Origin of the sequence: Enterobacter sp. SES19 (assembly GCF_011765665.1) — a bacterium.
Lineage (GTDB): Bacteria > Pseudomonadota > Gammaproteobacteria > Enterobacterales > Enterobacteriaceae > Enterobacter > Enterobacter pseudoroggenkampii.
Window position 1 is genome coordinate 3,134,940 of sequence record NZ_CP050320.1, and the last position, 16,852, is coordinate 3,151,791.

General features: G+C 39.7%; 16 protein-coding genes. 2 read left to right on the top strand and 14 right to left on the bottom strand.

The window, feature by feature from the left end; all coding sequences use genetic code 11:
* Nucleotides 1–29 precede the first annotated feature (29 nt).
* Entirely contained in the window at nucleotides 30–1,010 is a 981-nt protein-coding gene (wzzB, locus tag GXP72_RS15010; protein WP_061714812.1) for an LPS O-antigen chain length determinant protein WzzB, read from the bottom strand.
* A 193-nt stretch (nucleotides 1,011–1,203) separates the two neighbouring features.
* On the opposite strand from wzzB, the gene GXP72_RS15015 reads away from it, so the two are divergent.
* Together GXP72_RS15015 and GXP72_RS15020 are read left to right on the top strand one after the other, a co-directional pair.
* A complete protein-coding gene (locus GXP72_RS15015; protein WP_090419638.1) occupies nucleotides 1,204–2,208 on the top strand; it encodes an NAD-dependent epimerase in 1,005 nt (334 codons plus the stop codon).
* Between the two features lie 35 nt (nucleotides 2,209–2,243).
* On the top strand, nucleotides 2,244–2,798 hold the full coding sequence (locus GXP72_RS15020) for a GNAT family N-acetyltransferase (RefSeq protein ID WP_208763061.1): 555 nt from the start codon (nucleotides 2,244–2,246) through the stop codon (nucleotides 2,796–2,798).
* A gap of 78 nt (nucleotides 2,799–2,876) precedes the next feature.
* Here GXP72_RS15020 and ugd read toward each other — a convergent pair whose 3' ends face one another.
* The 13 genes from ugd to rfbB form a co-directional block, all read right to left on the bottom strand.
* Entirely contained in the window at nucleotides 2,877–4,043 is a 1,167-nt protein-coding gene (gene ugd, locus GXP72_RS15025) for a UDP-glucose 6-dehydrogenase (protein WP_061714809.1), read from the bottom strand.
* A gap of 226 nt (nucleotides 4,044–4,269) precedes the next feature.
* On the bottom strand, nucleotides 4,270–5,676 hold the full coding sequence (gene gndA, locus GXP72_RS15030; protein WP_024908082.1) for an NADP-dependent phosphogluconate dehydrogenase: 1,407 nt from the start codon (nucleotides 5,674–5,676) through the stop codon (nucleotides 4,270–4,272).
* A 109-nt stretch (nucleotides 5,677–5,785) separates the two neighbouring features.
* On the bottom strand, nucleotides 5,786–6,874 hold the full coding sequence (locus GXP72_RS15035; RefSeq protein ID WP_061714808.1) for an acyltransferase: 1,089 nt from the start codon (nucleotides 6,872–6,874) through the stop codon (nucleotides 5,786–5,788).
* A 21-nt stretch (nucleotides 6,875–6,895) separates the two neighbouring features.
* The gene (locus tag GXP72_RS15040; protein ID WP_061714807.1) at nucleotides 6,896–7,708 is read right to left on the bottom strand and encodes a glycosyltransferase; all 813 of its coding nucleotides are present in this window, start codon (nucleotides 7,706–7,708) and stop codon (nucleotides 6,896–6,898) included.
* Entirely contained in the window at nucleotides 7,705–8,784 is a 1,080-nt protein-coding gene (locus tag GXP72_RS15045) for a glycosyltransferase family 4 protein (RefSeq protein ID WP_196761049.1), read from the bottom strand. Before GXP72_RS15045 ends, GXP72_RS15040 begins: the two co-directional genes overlap by 4 nt.
* Nucleotides 8,785–8,792: 8 nt before the next feature.
* Nucleotides 8,793–9,950, bottom strand: coding sequence for an EpsG family protein (locus GXP72_RS15050; protein ID WP_208763062.1), 1,158 nt, complete (start codon nucleotides 9,948–9,950; stop codon nucleotides 8,793–8,795).
* Nucleotides 9,950–10,819, bottom strand: a complete 870-nt coding sequence (locus GXP72_RS15055; RefSeq protein WP_073961498.1) for a glycosyltransferase — start codon at nucleotides 10,817–10,819, stop codon at nucleotides 9,950–9,952. The genes GXP72_RS15050 and GXP72_RS15055 overlap by 1 nt, the downstream gene beginning before the upstream one ends.
* Nucleotides 10,806–11,813, bottom strand: coding sequence for a glycosyltransferase family 2 protein (locus GXP72_RS15060; RefSeq protein WP_090419629.1), 1,008 nt, complete (start codon nucleotides 11,811–11,813; stop codon nucleotides 10,806–10,808). The genes GXP72_RS15055 and GXP72_RS15060 overlap by 14 nt, the downstream gene beginning before the upstream one ends.
* Complete coding sequence (locus GXP72_RS15065; RefSeq protein ID WP_073961496.1) at nucleotides 11,810–13,090, bottom strand: O-antigen translocase; 1,281 nt, start codon at nucleotides 13,088–13,090, stop codon at nucleotides 11,810–11,812. The genes GXP72_RS15060 and GXP72_RS15065 overlap by 4 nt, the downstream gene beginning before the upstream one ends.
* Nucleotides 13,078–14,184: a DegT/DnrJ/EryC1/StrS family aminotransferase gene (locus tag GXP72_RS15070; RefSeq protein WP_100121833.1), complete on the bottom strand. Its 1,107-nt coding sequence runs from the start codon at nucleotides 14,182–14,184 to the stop codon at nucleotides 13,078–13,080. Before GXP72_RS15070 ends, GXP72_RS15065 begins: the two co-directional genes overlap by 13 nt.
* A gap of 81 nt (nucleotides 14,185–14,265) precedes the next feature.
* Complete coding sequence (locus tag GXP72_RS15075) at nucleotides 14,266–14,664, bottom strand: FdtA/QdtA family cupin domain-containing protein (RefSeq protein WP_061714802.1); 399 nt, start codon at nucleotides 14,662–14,664, stop codon at nucleotides 14,266–14,268.
* Nucleotides 14,665–14,670: 6 nt separating this feature from the next.
* Complete coding sequence (gene rfbA / locus GXP72_RS15080; protein ID WP_061714801.1) at nucleotides 14,671–15,540, bottom strand: glucose-1-phosphate thymidylyltransferase RfbA; 870 nt, start codon at nucleotides 15,538–15,540, stop codon at nucleotides 14,671–14,673.
* Nucleotides 15,537–16,622: a dTDP-glucose 4,6-dehydratase gene (gene rfbB / locus GXP72_RS15085; RefSeq protein ID WP_061714800.1), complete on the bottom strand. Its 1,086-nt coding sequence runs from the start codon at nucleotides 16,620–16,622 to the stop codon at nucleotides 15,537–15,539. Before rfbB ends, rfbA begins: the two co-directional genes overlap by 4 nt.
* Nucleotides 16,623–16,852 lie beyond the last annotated feature (230 nt).

A 16,852-nucleotide genomic window follows, 5' to 3' on the forward strand; every position in this document is an offset into this window, starting at 1 on the left:
TATATCCCCGGTTTTTTTTAATCTGCAAATCAGGCTTTTGGTTTGTAGTTTCGTAAGGCGTTACGGCCAAGCACGAAACCTGAACCGATAATACCACCCAGCAGCACGGCAAGAATCAGAACAACCGCTTTTTTCGGACTGTCACGATGTACTGGGAGTTCCGGCTTCATGACATACCGGTAAACGTGGATCGTGTCAGGGTTTACATTCAGATTCTGGATGTCCAACAGATTTCGCTTGGTCTGGTAATAGGCCGTTGGGAAGACCAGCGGACGAGAAGCCTCATTGTCAATCATCGATTTCAGCCCCTCGCTACCCAGCAGGAACAATGTTTCCTGAGTCACTTCTTGGGTTTGCTGGACCTGCGGCGAGGTTATTTTCGCTGCTTCAGCGTTCTTGAGTGCCTCAGCAATCTGTTTGATACGCAGATCTTTTTGCTCCTGAGCAACCTTCTCCTGGTTTTGCAGGGAGTCATTCAGGGTTTTTATCTGTTCCTTGATGTTGTCCTTAAGGTCAACGGCAAGTTCTTTCGCCGTTTGCTCATCGACCTGCTGGATATACTGCGCCAATTGCTTTTGTGCGGCTTCTGCGGATGTACTGGTATAGGAGACGCTTAATGGTAACGGCTGTCCTTTAACCGTGGGCTCAATGGTAAGTTTTTCAGGCACTGACTGATTTTCCAGCGCCTGCGACAACGCGGAGAATGAGGAGTTAAAACGACCAATAGCACGTGTTTGATTATCAAGCATTGAAGGTGCTGCGGTACCGTAGAGGATATTCAATGCATTAGAATAGCTTGCTATCTGAGCAGCATCAGGTTGTGCAATAATTGCACTTGACGTCCATTTTTCCTTTACAATAGATAAAAAACCAATAGCAAGGGCAATAAAAACAACAACAAAGACTGCTATCGTCCACTTTCCACGCCACAGTTGCAGTACTAAATCAAATAAATCAATTTGCTCAGGGTCATTGCTTCGGCTGACCTGGCTATTGTTGTTTTGTGTCATACAATCCCTAACAGATGAAAAAGGGCAAACATAATGTTGTTCGCATAGTTTATCTATTGCTGGCAATTTTTCTATAAGAATCCGATGAGTAATATCGGAAAGATCGGTTATGTAACTTACCTCCCTTCGCGGTATCATAGAGGCCATGTGATGCGCTATGGCATCTGTAAGAATATAGGCTATGAGGGAAGAGATGAAATTTCTGGTAACGGGTGCAGCTGGTTTTATCGGTGCAAATGTCAGTAAACGCCTCCTTGAGGCCGGTCATCAGGTTGTCGGTATTGATAACCTTAATGAATACTACGATGTCAACCTGAAGCTGGCACGCCTGGAACTGTTAAAATCTGAGAGTTTCACCTTTCACAAGCTGGACTTAGCTGACCGGGAAGGTATGGTCACGCTTTTCGCCAGTGAGAAGTTTGATCGTGTGATTCATCTTGCCGCGCAGGCTGGCGTACGCTACTCCCTTGAAAACCCACATGTGTATGCTGATGCCAACATTATTGGTCATCTCAACGTGCTGGAAGGCTGCCGCCATAACAACGTTCAGCATCTGCTTTATGCCTCATCCAGCTCCGTATATGGCCTCAACCGCAAGATGCCCTTCTCGACTGACGATTCCGTGGATCACCCGGTTTCGCTTTATGCCGCGACCAAAAAAGCCAATGAACTGATGTCGCACACCTATTCGCATCTCTACAACCTGCCGACAACTGGGCTGCGCTTCTTTACCGTATACGGTCCGTGGGGACGCCCTGACATGGCACTGTTTAAGTTTACCAAGGCGATGATTGAAGGCAAAAGCATCGATGTCTATAACTACGGTAAGATGAAGCGCGACTTCACGTACATTGATGATATCGCTGAAGCCATTATTCGCCTTCAGGATGTTATTCCTCGGTCAGACCCAAACTGGACCGTTGAGGCCGGCTCACCTGCGACCAGCTCAGCGCCTTATCGGGTTTATAACATCGGCAACAGTTCACCAGTAGAGCTGATGGACTACATCACCGCTCTGGAAGAGGCCCTGGGTAAAAAAGCGGAAAAAAATATGATGCCACTCCAGGCCGGGGATGTTCTGGAAACCAGCGCCGATACCCAGCCACTTTATGACGCGATCGGATTTAAACCGCAAACCTCGGTTAAAGATGGGGTGAAGAACTTTGTAGACTGGTACAAACGTTTCTATAAAATTTGAATACATTCAATATGTCTACGCAAAAAGGAACTGCTATGTCTATTCCAGTAATTCACCAGACAGATCTTATCGTAGGTCGCTCTGTTAAACTTCGAAATGTAAAAATCGATGACGCAGCTTTCATTGTTGCGCTGAGAACGAATGAGAAAAAGGGTCGATTTATAAGCACGACCTCTGATGATACTAAGGCACAAGAAAAATGGATCGAAGGTTATCTGAAAAATGAGGGTCAAGCCTACTTTATCATTACCGATCTCGAAGATATACCTTTTGGTACGGTAAGAATTTATGATCAGCAACAAGATTCTTTCTGCTGGGGATCATGGGTCATTCATGAGGATGCACCTTCACATTTCGCAATTGAGTCGGCGCTTTTAGTCTACTACTACGCGTTGAAATTAGGTTTTACCCGCGCCCACTTCGATGTCCGTAAAGGTAATCTTTCTGTCATTAGGTTCCACGAGCGTTTCGGTGCTGTTCGTCAAAAAGAAACAGAAGATGATATTCTTTTCACTATTTCGAAAGACAGTATTCAGGACTCAATGAATAAATTTAAGAAATACCTTCCTCAGCATATTTTAATTAAATAAAAGACATTTTCCTCAATTAACATCAAATATAAAAAAGGACAGACCATTACGGTCTGTCCTTTTAAAGAACATTTTTTATTAATCACTACCAAACAGATCGCGGGTATACACTTTATCCGCCACGTCAGCCAACTCTTCCGCCATGCGGTTTGAAATGATGACATCGGCTTCTTTCTTAAATGCGTCCAGATCGCGGATCACCCGTGAATTGAAGAACTGATCCTCCGGCATGGCTGGCTCATAGATAACAACCTCAACCCCTTTCGCCTTAATGCGCTTCATGATCCCCTGAATAGAAGAAGCGCGGAAGTTATCGGAGCCACTCTTCATGATCAGACGGTATACGCCGACGACTTTCGGTTGACGCGCAAGGATGGAATCGGAGATAAAATCTTTACGTGTACGGTTAGCATCAACAATCGCCGATATCAGGTTGTTTGGCACAGCCTGGTAGTTTGCCAGCAGTTGCTTGGTGTCTTTTGGCAGACAGTAGCCACCGTAGCCAAATGAAGGGTTGTTGTAGTGATTACCAATGCGCGGATCGAGACACACCCCTTCAATAATCTGACGGGTGTTCAGTCCAAGACTCTCTGCGTAACTGTCGAGCTCATTGAAATAAGCCACTCGCATTGCCAGATAGGTATTCGCGAAGAGCTTAATCGCCTCAGCTTCAGTGGAGTCGGTAAACAACACCTGAATATCTTTCTTAAGCGCCCCTTCCTGAAGCAGCGCGGCAAAGCGCTCAGCACGCTCAGAGCGTTCGCCAATAACAATACGCGAAGGATGCAGGTTATCGTAAAGTGCTCTCCCCTCGCGCAGGAACTCCGGCGAGAAGAAGATGTTATCAATCCCAAACTTCTCTTTGATGGATTTAGTGAAACCAACAGGAATCGTTGACTTAATGACCATCACCGCACGAGGGTTGATCGCGATAACGTCTTTGATCACCGCTTCGACGGTTGAGGTGTTGAAGTAGTTGGTTTTGGGATCGTAGTCAGTAGGCGTCGCAATGATGACGTAATCCGCATCGCGATATGCATCTTCTTTGTCAGTCGTGGCGCGGAAATTCAGCGGCTTATTGCTGAGATAGTCCTGGATTTCTTTATCGACAATCGGCGATTTTTTCTGATTGAGCATGTCCACTTTGGCCTGCACGATATCCAGTGCAACCACTTCGTGGTTTTGAGCAATCAGAATGCCGTTAGAGAGACCGACATACCCTGTTCCGGAAATTGTTATTTTCATTCGCTAATGACTTCTGTGAGTTAACTGTACTGATGGTCACCTGACCATCGCGATAAACATAACTGTTGGGCTTTGTACCTCCTGGCAAACAGAACTGTCAAGGCAAACCAGGAGTAATCACTTCGAGTGGGATGAGATTCAGACTACTTCGAATATAAGGCAGCAGTTTTTGCATAAAAAAACCCGGAGACGAGCTCCGGGTTGCGATGACAGCGAGTGCGTTAACTCATTCCATCCATTCGGTATGGAATACGCCTTCTTTATCAGTGCGCTTGTAGGTATGCGCGCCGAAGTAGTCACGCTGGGCCTGAATCAGGTTAGCAGGCAGAACGGCCGCACGGTAGCTGTCGTAGTAGGCTACTGCAGCAGAGAAGGTTGGAACCGGAATACCGTTCTGAACAGCGTAGGCAACCACGTCACGCAGCGCCTGCTGGTATTCGTCCGCAATCTTCTTGAAGTACGGTGCCAGCAGCAGGTTAGCGATACCGGCGTTTTCAGCATAGGCATCGGTGATTTTCTGCAGGAACTGCGCACGAATGATGCAACCCGCGCGGAAGATCTTCGCGATTTCACCGTAGTTCAGATCCCAGTTGTTCTCGTCTGACGCCGCACGCAGCTGAGAGAAGCCCTGCGCGTAAGAAACGATTTTACCCAGGTAAAGTGCACGACGCACTTTTTCAACGAATTCGGCTTTATCACCTGCTGGTTTAGCCTGTGGGCCAGACAGCACTTTAGACGCCGCGACGCGCTGCTCTTTCAGGGAAGAAATGTAACGCGCGAAAACAGACTCAGTGATCAGAGACAGCGGTTCGCCCAGATCCAGAGAGCTCTGGCTGGTCCATTTACCGGTACCTTTGTTCGCTGCTTCATCCAGAATCACATCAACCAGGTATTTACCCTCTTCATCTTTTTTCGTGAAGATATCTTTGGTGATGTCAATCAGGTAGCTGTTAAGCTCGCCTTTGTTCCACTCGGTAAAGGTTTCAGCCAGCTCTTCGTTAGAGAGGTTCAGACCGCCTTTCAGCAGGGAATAAGCTTCAGCGATCAGCTGCATGTCGCCGTATTCGATACCGTTGTGCACCATTTTCACATAGTGACCTGCACCGTCTGCACCGATATAGGTTACGCAAGGCTCACCATCTTCAGCAACGGCTGCGATTTTGGTCAGGATAGGTGCAACCAGTTCGTATGCATCTTTCTGGCCGCCAGGCATGATGGATGGGCCTTTCAGCGCGCCCTCTTCACCACCGGAAACACCGGTACCGATGAAGTTGAAGCCTTCTGCGGACAGCTCACGGTTACGACGAATGGTGTCCTGGAAGAAGGTGTTACCGCCATCAATGATGATGTCACCTTTTTCGAGGTAAGGCTTCAGGGAGTCAATCGCTGCATCGGTACCTGCGCCCGCTTTCACCATTAACAGGATACGACGAGGCGTTTCCAGAGACTCAACGAACTCTTTCACCGTATAGAAAGGAACCAGTTTCTTGCCTGGATTCTCGGCAATCACTTCTTCGGTCTTATCACGGGAGCGGTTGAAAACGGAGACGGTATAACCACGGCTTTCGATGTTGAGCGCCAGGTTGCGCCCCATCACTGCCATACCGACAACGCCGATCTGTTGCTTGGACATTACATACTCCTGTCAGGTGTGAATAGTTGTAATTTCTAAATATGAGATATGGTGATTATACAGTTAAGATGTGAGTTTGGGAACAAAGTATAGCGATGACACTAAACCCTTATTTTTTGTATCTGAATTTTAACCATCGATTTCGCAGTGCTTTATTAACAGGAACCTCGAATAATTTAAATATAATAACAGATCCTAAAACAGACAAAATAAATGCAGTTAAAGCCGTCAACATTATAGCTAAGATATCATCAGCATGATTGTCATTTGTTATTTTAAAAATAACCCTTATGACAATTAAATGAATCATATAAAAAGAGAATGATGCCTCTCCTAAAAGAACAAAACAACGATGCGATAATAATTTAGAAATGACCCCGCCGTCATAAGAAAAAACAAACACCATAAATGCCATTGCGGGTATAAATAGCAAATCATAGCGTAAATTCATATCAGAAATAAAATTAGTAGAAAGATACAACGTCAACCCTAACAAAATAACTGATAATATCTCCATGAAACTAAACATACTTTCAGACAATACAGGCATTTTTGAAACATGCATGCGACATAAAAGCATACCAATAATGAATCCATTAATTCTAAAGAAAGGGTTTATGTAGAACAGCCAGTGATCAGATACTAGGTCTTGTGGGTGAATCAAGAAATAAAATTGAAGCACTAGTATCATTGCTAACAAAATTAGTAAAAAACGAGTTTTTAACACTACTAAAAACACAAAGCTACAATAAAAGAAAAGTTCGCAAGAAAGACTCCAACTCACTGGATTAAATGAAAAATAAACATCTTCCAATGGAATAAATGCATGCAGCAAAAAAAAGTTAAAAATAAGAGCAATGATGTGCAAAAAGTCAAAATTAGAGAAATGGCTAAAAACAAAAAAAGAAAACAACAATGTTAACCAATGGACAGGAAATATCCTAACGACTCTAAAGAAAATAAAATCCTTAGAATCAAAATACCCATCCGCTTTATGTTTCCTGAAGCTATACGATATTATAAAACCGGACAATATGTAAAAAAAAGTAACTCCAGCATAGCCAGAAAAAAAATATCTTGCGAAAGATTTTATTATTGGATTGTCAACTGAATTAAGAACGCCTAGATGATGCAGAAATACGCCAACTGCTGCAAAAAAACGTAGTGATGTTAAACTAAAGATATGTTTATTTAACATTAAAAAATAACCTATGAATTTTCATTGCTTCCGCATGACTGAATATATTTTTCTAAATAGGGTTATTGGCAACAATCTTGGAAGAGAGCGCAACAACAAGATGCACGAAGCGGATAAAAAATTTTGAAAACCAAGTTTATGTTTAAGTCTCGCCAGTATTAACTCGCTGTGGATATAAGACAAACCACGACGACGGTTTAACATAGCATTTCCAGTTCTTGCGTAGACTAATATATCAGCTATATTACCTACAGTTTTCCCTTTTGATAAAACTCTTAGCCATAAATTATAGTCCTCCATAAAATGGTGATGCATATAACCACCAACGCTCATAATTTCATCTTTTTTGAACATAACCGTCATATGATTAAAGGGGTTTTTTAAAACTGCATATTTCAAAATATCCACATGCGTTTCAGGTACTTTTCGAACGCCGGTAGAAATATTAATGTCGTTTTCAAATTCGCTGATTGCCCCTCCTAAAATACAAAGTTCAGGGGATTCACTAAACTTTCTTATCTGAAGCTCAAAGCGATTTGGCACACAAATATCATCGGTATCCATTCTCGCAATTAGAGCATGATTACAACTCTTCATTCCAATATTAAGCGCATTGCCTAAACCAACATTATTTGGTAGTGGAACAATATGTAGTGGTAAAATCTCCGCCCACTTATTTATGACGGAGTGTAATTGTTCGTTTATCGGCCCATCCAGCACTACAATAATTTCGTTAGCTTGATAGGTTTGATTAAAAAGACTTTCAAAGCATTGCTCCAAATTACCAGGGGTCTCTTTAGTATATAAGGACATTAGAACACTAAAATCGATCATTTCTTTATTAAATCCCTATAGCAAGCACGGTATTTTGATGCAACGACTGACATGTCATAATTTTGACTAACCATATTATATAAAGACGAAATCAATTCTTCATTGCAAGTATCCATGGAGTTAACTACTTTAACGAAATCTGAAACAGTACCATCAAAGAAACAGATATTGTCATTTTCCAGGAGTTCTCTATAAACTGGCAAATCACGACATATAATTGGAAGCTTAGCAATTATGGCTTCAAATAAACTTAGCCCAAAGGATTCACTTGAACTTGGCATTGCATAAATATCAAATGTCTTAAGATAAGGGAGTGGGTTTGCTCTAAACCCAGTAAATATGCAACGATCATAAACCTTCAAACTAATGGCTAGATCTATTAACTCTTTTTCCCTGGCACCACCGCCGACAAAAATAGCGGCATGATTCGGTAAAAAAGGTAGGGCATGGACGATGGTATCCAGATGCTTCCCTGATGTAATAATAGAAGTTGAACCAATAATTTTCAGATTTCGTTTTACTAAAGAGGCGGCGGCTTCAATATATTCATCTTCAAGAACTGAGCTTTCCTCAATTTTACTTTCAACTGCTAACACATCGATTCCACTGCTAACAATATAAACATCTCCATTTGAAAAAGAACTGTAATAATTTTTCGCTATCGATGTGAATACAAATTTATTAGGGATAAATGAGAGAACAAGCTTCCATAAAAAGACAGATATTCTTGCTTTCATTGGTTTATATCTTGAAAATATATCCTCTTTAAGAAAGTTATGCATTGTTGTTACAAATGCTGCTCTAACTCCAGAGCAGCGCAGCAATACAAGTAATAAATCAGGGAAAAAACCATGGCTGTGAACAATATCGAACCCACGAAATTTATTAATGGTACCTAAAGAAAAATCCACCCTATTTTTCTTTATCCCAACAAAATTGAGTTTGTTCTTTGTGTTTTCACGCAAATAAAATATTTCTACATAACAACCCTGTGCTGTAAGCAGCTTGCACAAAGCTTCCACTTGAATCCCAGGACCACTTTTTGCAAGGCTAGGTAATATCATTGCTATTTTCATAGGTATCATTACTTATCCGATATGAGCTCGCTTGTCACCAGAGCATTTTTGAAATAGGTTTCATATACTAATGAATCATAGTTGACATCATTTAATACAAACGGGATGAAATTAAATGTTAAGTTATCAAAGGAAATAGGAGCTATATCGTTTTTGAAATATGAAGCCATACTAAATAAGCTATAAAACAAAACCAACACAAACTTCAACACAACTTTCCTACCTATCTGAAAATATTTAAAGTAGTTATTAATCGCGACATCATAAAATAAAAATATAATAAAAAAAGTCGACATTCGTGACATGAAAGGTATAAAAATACCGACCAAGAAGACCAAGCCTCCAAAGAAAAGCTGTCTTTTTAAGAATACAACTGAATAATCTCCAGTATATTTTAGCTCTCCAATGTTTTTAAATTGATATAATAAGTAAATAATTGAGAAAATAAGAGAAGGCCCAACATGTAATGTTAAATCTGTGATTTCACGATAAACTTTAATCTTGAGAAAAATAACAGGCAGTAACTGCACACCTATATTCACCAGAGAGTCACTGGTCAGCAACAGCAAAAGAAAGGAGGCTATAGAGAGAGAAATAAATATAAAAGCTTTAGAATTCTTTATGCTCGCCAAAAGAAATGCACATCCGACAATAACTGCTGATGCATGAAATGCTATTGCAAGCAAAAGATAGAAATTAGACTTTTTTTTGTTTAAATTTAATCTAGTAGTTAATGCACATAGTGCTAATATTGCGGAAACAAACTGTCTTAACTGCTCTAAAATTAATGTATTACCAAAACAAATAATAAGCAATAGTAAAAAAAATGGTAAATTACAGTCTTTATTATCAAGGACAAACTTAGTAAGTATAGCAAATGACAACAGGAAAAACAGGAGCGTTGTGATGCCAAAGTTATAATGAGACAAGAATGACAAGCATGAATACAATAAATAAAATCCAGGCTCAAACCATGCAGTTCCTTCACGAGTGAAAAAGTTTACATAATAATTTACCCAATCTTCTCCATTAAGGTAAAAAGCGGTGTAAACCACGCCCAATAAAAAAACCAAAGAATAAGCGACTATTCTTTTTAAAGAAGCCTTAAAGTTTGGCCAAAGTAATGACAAGAACAGAAGCGGCATACATTGCGATAAAATAAACATTATTTACATAACCTATTATATAAAGATATATACCATTGAAAAAGATCAATATATTTCAAGAACCTCAATCTTTTATTGGAATTAGCTATGATCTGAATTAAGTTATGAACATAAGGAGCTTTGTATCTTTTTCTTACTGAAACATTAAACTTTAATAAATCTTTTTTTAATAACTCGCTGATGCCCGAAGACGTTACCTGGTTTTGATGAATACGATACTTTACAGTTATTACTGAACAATATGAAATACATTCATTATTCGAAAATAATTTATACCAAAGAGGTAAATCTTCTAGCAAGTAATAACTTTCATCATACCCATGATACTTGTCAAATGTTTCTCTGGATATCATTACCCCTGGAGCAACATTTGAAAAACCAAGTAAGAAGAGCCAGTCTGAGTATTTAGAATTTTGTTCCGACTTATTCTTTATTAAATTCCATGTAAAGGAATATGGGAAAACTTCAGTTGAAACATTTTCTCCAAATGTTTCAAATCGGGAAAACACAATACCGGTATTACTTTTTCTTGAAGCCATTAGATCTTCAATTGCTGTAGCTTCTAACAGATCATCTGCACCTAAAAACTTAATCCAGCTACCAGATGAAGCCATCGCACCTCTATTACAATTAGCAGGTATCCCAGCTCGTAGTTCACTAGTGATCACTTTAAATTTAACTTGTGAATTATTTTTTTCATTCCATTGTTTACAACAATTGACAGTATTATCTGCCGAGTTATCATCAGAAACTATAATTTCAATGTTAGAATAAGTCTGTTTTAAACAACTATCTAGCGTTTCTTCAATAAAATCAGCAGAATTATATGTCACTATTACGATAGACACCATTTCTTCATGGTTTAACATTTCGAAATCCATATATAGCCTTAAGTACCATAAACTTGAAGAGAGACCAAGTTAGTAATTTTTTATTATGCTTAGTAATTTCTATTATATTTTTAAGCTTAACTTTCTGAATTAAACTGGAAACCGCCAGGTCCCATTCACTTTTATTATTTATTTTTTTTCGCCAGAGGGACCTTTTTATTGTTAAATTAGTAGCAACTCTGATCATATACAAATGAACGGCAGGAATTAACAAGCTTAATGATGGAGTATCGGTGATGATGTCTGCTAATCGTTGAGCTGTAAATGCCATTTTAAACAAATTTCTATTAACTCTTCTGGTTGTTGAAAGTGTGTTTTCTGCATAATAATACTTCCCTTCAGATAGAGTAATTTTTCGGGCATTTAACATAGCCATCCGAGCTATTAACTCATCATCATTGACATTATTAGCTAAACCTCCAGCAATATTTTTGATTGCATTATAGCCAGCCAGAATCGTCTCTTTCCGATATATACCAAACGCATGAATACCCCATAACGAAATTGTATTCTCGAATGCAGTATATCCAGAAATCGGCCAATTTTGAATTGTGTAGTTAAAACGTGTGGGCTCCTTTTGAGTAGAACACACATAATAATCAAATAAAGCCAGATCAATTTCTTTATTGTTCTCAAATTCGGCCAATGCTTTTTTTATAGAAAATTGATCAAGTTTGTCATCGCAATCACAAAAAACAATAAAATTACTTTCGGAGTTATTAATCCCTACAAGGCGCGCCTCTGCAGCACCTCCATTTTTTTTGCTAATAACCCTGATATTTTTATTATTACGTATAAAAGAGTCATTAGAGATGATCTCAAATGTTTTATCAGTAGAACCATCATCAATGAGTACGAACTGTATTTGAGGGTCATATATTTCACACAGCATGTTTAGAAAAGCATTAATATTTCGCTCTTCATTATATACTGGTGTTATGACTGAACATTTATATGGATATTCTTGACTCATGCTATATCACTAACCTTTTGTAGCCTCTTAATATGAGCAATATATATAAGTATAGAAACTATTAAATAACCTAAATAGGTTATACAGTATGCAATGCTTACCCCAGTAAATGAGAAATACTTTGTTAACCCCCACGTTAATAAGGGAAATAAGATTGAAAATGTGATCTCCAGTATAGCATTAATCTTAAAATATCCCTTAGCTAATAACACTGTTGCAAATAACCAACTTGTTATTCTGAAAACATCACCCAAATTCTGAAATAAGAACAATTGTTTTGCTGCAATAAATTCCGAACTGAATAATATCTTCAATATATATTCTTTACCCCAAAATATACTCATAGCAAACATGCAGGCAAAGGGAATAACAATGAGACTGCCTGTTTTTAAAACAGAAATATGTTCTTTAACTGTCTTGGCGGCTGCTGTTTTGGGGAAATAATATACAGTTAGTGCGGTTGTCAGGACTGCCAGGTAAGCTTCAGATAACTTCGATACAGACTGCCAATAGCCAGCATATTCTGCTGAAAAATCTTTGGTTAAAATAGTCCTCACTAGAATGAGAGATACAGGGCCGGTCAGTGCGCCAATTATGCCCATGAAAAAATAATTTCTCATTTCAGATATATGAGACGAGGTGGTTTTACCAACCCAGAAATGATATTTGAACCAATCGCATTTCATGACTACAAATACAAGCCATAGGCCTGCAATTGCATTATTCAATGCCGCAGCAATCAATGCTCCCTTTAACCCAAAAAGATATACCAATAACATCATAGAGATGGCAGAAAAAACAACAGCACATCCATTAGCAACAAAAAACCTATAATGGTCTCCAAGACCATTGAGCACACCCAAGAATATATTATTTATAACATTTAGCGGTACAACAATCAAAGCAAGTATGACTATCCAATAATAAGCTTTCGTTGAAAATAAAAGCATTGATATATTACTTGATAGAATGCATCCCAGGCAAATGATAAACAGGCATGCTACTACAGAGAGCTTTAAGGCAGCTCTCCAGTAGTATTTTGCACTTTCATAATCATTTTTATTTTCTGCGGAATATCTGTTTATCCCCTGAGAAACCTGAGAGGATACAAAACCATTTATGAACGTCACCAGATTTTGTAATTGCCCTAATCCCGCAATCCCCACTGGACCTGTATATATTGCAACAACTTTTGATATCGCGAAACCGCATAATAGTCGCAGAAGTGTCAATATTCCGCTAAAAATAGTTACTTTTGCAAAATTCAAATTTGCCATCCATTTATTTTTTGAATGACAAAGTCGACCTCATCATCGGTCATAACTGGCGAAATTGGCAAAGAGAGTACGGAATTATGCAACATTTCTGAGACAGGTAAGGATAAATGTGAAATTTCTGAGTAAGCCTTTTGATGATGAGGAGGTATCGGATAGTGTACAAGGGTTTGTATTCCCTGATCATTCAAATAGTTAACAAGACTATCCCTATTTACTGTTTTAATAACATATAAATGCCATACGTGTGAAACATCATTGTCAGGATGAACTGGAAGAGTAATATTTTCGTTAGTAATATTCTCTTGATATTTCTTAGCTATATCTCTTCTGCGTTTATTTTCATTATCTAAATTTGGTAATTTGACGCTTAAAAGCGCTGCCTGTAATTCATCCAGTCGACTATTTACCCCTTTATAGAGATTTTGATATTTTACATGTGAGCCATAATTACGAAGAGCTTTTAGTGTATCTGCTAAGCCATCATCACTCGTTGTGATCGCACCAGCATCACCCAGAGCACCTAAATTTTTCCCCGGGTAGAAACTAAACGCACCTGCATCCCCCCAACTGCCTGCCTTGATTTTAAACTGCTCAGCTCCTTGTGATTGCGCACAATCCTCAAGAACTAATATATTGTTTGCAGCAGCATATTCCTGTATTTCTTTCATCGGTGAAATCTGACCGTAAAGATGAACAGGAAGGATCACTTTTGTTTTTGTCGTAACAGCTGCTTTTATATTTTCTAGAGATAAGTTAAAAGTATTTACATCAGGTTCTACAAGTATTGGAGTTAAATTATTTTCAGATATTGCAAGAATAGAAGCAATATATGTATTAGATGGTACGATAACCTCGTCACCTTCTTGCAATTTACCCATTTCTTTCCAGGCGCGTAAAACCAACACCAGGGCTTCTAAGCCGTTCGCTACACCAATACAGTGTTTAACACCACAGTAATTAGCAAATTCAGACTCAAACTTTTGGAGATGATTTCCCATTACATACCATCCCGAATCTAACACAGATTCGAATGCACTCATTAACTCCGCATGATAAACCTGATTTATTTTTTGAAGATCAAGAAATTTAATCATTTAATAACACACCCTATAATTTGTACTGTATATCAAAAAGTAATTTTTTTTAATGTTGGCTTTTCACTAACCCTAGTCGTTTTAATTTTTGAGGTCAGTGATCGCTTTGAAAGAAGCATAGTCTCGAATATAATCACTTTCATCATAATAATCATCGGCCAGAACCATTAAGACACAATCGTCGCTGAAATCATACATTTCATGCCAAACCATGGGTTCGATTATTAATCCAACCGTCGGTGAATCCAAAAGCACATGCTCAACTTGTTTTCCATCATCAAGCAAGAACTTACAAGATCCCTTAACAGGAACAGCTATTTGCGTTAGTTTTTTATGGGCATGAAAGCCTCTTCTGACGCCTGGTGTCGTATCAAACATGTAGTAGACCCGCTTGATATCAAGCGGTATGTCTTTTTCTTGCTCAATAACTACCAATGCACCCCTGTCATCACCTTTTTTGTTTAGCTGAATCAAATTCATTGTATTTTAATGCCCTTTTACTAATTTTAATAAATACTGTCCATAATGGTTTTTTGCTAATTTAGAACCAATAGCCGTAAGGGTCTCATCATTTAACCATCCATTTCGCCAGGCAATCTCTTCTGGACAAGCGACCATCATACCCTGACGTTTTTGAACTGTTTCGACAAAACTTCCGGCCTCAATTAAACTATCATGGGTGCCGGTATCAAGCCATGCAAAACCGCGACCTAACAATTCGACATTTAAATTATTATTGTTAAGGTAAATTTCATTGACTGTTGTTATTTCTAACTCGCCTCTTGCCGACGGTTTTATATTTTTTGCAATATCAATGACGTTATTGTCATAAAAATAGAGTCCCGTCACCGCCCAATTAGACTTAGGCTGAGCTGGTTTTTCCTCTATACTTATTGCCTTGAAATCACTATTAAATTCAACCACACCGAACCGCTGTGGATCCATGACTTGGTAGCCGAAGACTGTTGCCCCACTTATTCTACTACTCGCCAGCTGTAATTTAGGTGTGAATCCTTGTCCGAAGAAAATATTATCGCCTAATACTAAACAGACTGGCTCTTGCCCAATAAAATTCTCACCTATAATGAAGGCCTGTGCCAAACCATCAGGATTTGGTTGAATAGCGTAACTCAAATTAATACCAAATTGACTGCCATCCCCCAAAAGTCTTACAAAACCGCTCTGATCTTCAGGTGTTGTTATTATAAGTATATCTTTGATACCTGCCAGCATTAAAACGGACAAGGGATAATAAATCATTGGTTTATCATAAACGGGAAGAAGTTGTTTAGATACTCCCAAAGTTACAGGATACAGCCTGGTACCAGAGCCACCAGCGAGAATTATACCCTTCATTCATTATCTCCATATTGTTTTGATAACCAAGATGTGTAAGCACCACTTTTCACATTATTGATCCACCCTTGATTATTGAGATACCATTCAACCGTTTTACGAATGCCACTGTAAAAAGTCTCTTGTGGTTTCCAGCCTAATTCTTCAGCTATTTTGTGCGCATCGATTGCATATCTTCTGTCATGGCCTGGGCGATCAGCTACATAACGGATCTGACTGCGGTAAGATGTCCCTTTAGGTACAATTTCATCCAACAGATCGCAAATCGTATGGACCACGTCCAGGTTCTGCTTCTCGTTATGGCCGCCAATGTTGTATGTTTCACCCGGTTTCCCTTGAGTGACAACGGTGTAGAGTGCACGCGCATGATCTTCTACATACAGCCAGTCACGGATTTGATCGCCTTTACCGTAAATTGGCAGAGCTTTACCTTCCAGCGCATTCAGAATAACCAACGGGATCAGTTTTTCCGGGAAATGGTACGGGCCGTAGTTATTCGAACAGTTGGTGACGATAGTCGGGAAACCGTAGGTACGAAGCCAGGCACGCACGAGATGGTCACTGGAGGCTTTCGACGCTGAATACGGGCTGCTTGGTGCATACGCGGTGGTTTCTGTGAAGAGTGGCAGCTCAGTTGATTCCGGATGTTCATCAGGATGGGGTAAATCACCATACACTTCGTCGGTAGAGATGTGATGGAAACGAAACGTTTTCTTCGCCTGCTCATCCAACGTAGACCAGTACGCTCGAGCGGCTTCCAGAAGCACATAGGTGCCGACGATATTGGTTTCGATAAACGCAGCCGGGCCGGTAATTGAACGATCGACGTGACTTTCAGCTGCCAGGTGCATCACCGCATCAGGCTTGTGTTTTGCGAAAATGCGATCCATAGCGTCTTTGTCGCAAATATCTGCATGTTCAAAGGCATAGCGGTCGCTTTCGCTGACTTCACTAAGCGACTCAAGATTACCGGCATAGGTCAGCTTATCCACATTGACGACGTCGTCCTGGGTATTTTTAATAATATGTCGTACAACTGCTGAGCCGATAAAGCCGGCACCGCCCGTCACAAGAATTTTCACGTTATCTGTTCCGTCTGTTGGAAATGTCTGGATACTGACGCTCTGAAACCTGACCATTTAGAAACGGTTTCAGAAATTGAGCACGCTACCGCCCCTGGCTTAACAGCTACCAGTGTACTGAGCGGTGTTTGATTAAATGATTTTTCTTGTCTGGATACAGACAAAAACTGGCGTTAATTGTCGTCCTAAACGACCTTAGAAACAAGCACAAATCGCTACAAACCTGCTCA

Coding starts and splice junctions, on each gene's coding strand:
- GXP72_RS15065 (WP_073961496.1), bottom strand. CDS start 13,090: ATGGCAAATTTGAATTTTGCAAAAGTAACTATTTTTAGCGGAATATTG.
- GXP72_RS15055 (WP_073961498.1), bottom strand. CDS start 10,819: ATGTTAAACCATGAAGAAATGGTGTCTATCGTAATAGTGACATATAAT.
- GXP72_RS15035 (WP_061714808.1), bottom strand. CDS start 6,874: ATGTTAAATAAACATATCTTTAGTTTAACATCACTACGTTTTTTTGCA.
- ugd (WP_061714809.1), bottom strand. CDS start 4,043: ATGAAAATAACAATTTCCGGAACAGGGTATGTCGGTCTCTCTAACGGC.
- GXP72_RS15040 (WP_061714807.1), bottom strand. CDS start 7,708: ATGATCGATTTTAGTGTTCTAATGTCCTTATATACTAAAGAGACCCCT.
- GXP72_RS15070 (WP_100121833.1), bottom strand. CDS start 14,184: ATGATTAAATTTCTTGATCTTCAAAAAATAAATCAGGTTTATCATGCG.
- GXP72_RS15060 (WP_090419629.1), bottom strand. CDS start 11,813: ATGAGTCAAGAATATCCATATAAATGTTCAGTCATAACACCAGTATAT.
- rfbA (WP_061714801.1), bottom strand. CDS start 15,540: ATGAAGGGTATAATTCTCGCTGGTGGCTCTGGTACCAGGCTGTATCCT.
- GXP72_RS15050 (WP_208763062.1), bottom strand. CDS start 9,950: ATGTTTATTTTATCGCAATGTATGCCGCTTCTGTTCTTGTCATTACTT.
- GXP72_RS15015 (WP_090419638.1), top strand. CDS start 1,204: ATGAAATTTCTGGTAACGGGTGCAGCTGGTTTTATCGGTGCAAATGTC.
- GXP72_RS15075 (WP_061714802.1), bottom strand. CDS start 14,664: ATGAATTTGATTCAGCTAAACAAAAAAGGTGATGACAGGGGTGCATTG.
- GXP72_RS15045 (WP_196761049.1), bottom strand. CDS start 8,784: ATGAAAATAGCAATGATATTACCTAGCCTTGCAAAAAGTGGTCCTGGG.
- wzzB (WP_061714812.1), bottom strand. CDS start 1,010: ATGACACAAAACAACAATAGCCAGGTCAGCCGAAGCAATGACCCTGAG.
- gndA (WP_024908082.1), bottom strand. CDS start 5,676: ATGTCCAAGCAACAGATCGGCGTTGTCGGTATGGCAGTGATGGGGCGC.
- GXP72_RS15020 (WP_208763061.1), top strand. CDS start 2,244: ATGTCTATTCCAGTAATTCACCAGACAGATCTTATCGTAGGTCGCTCT.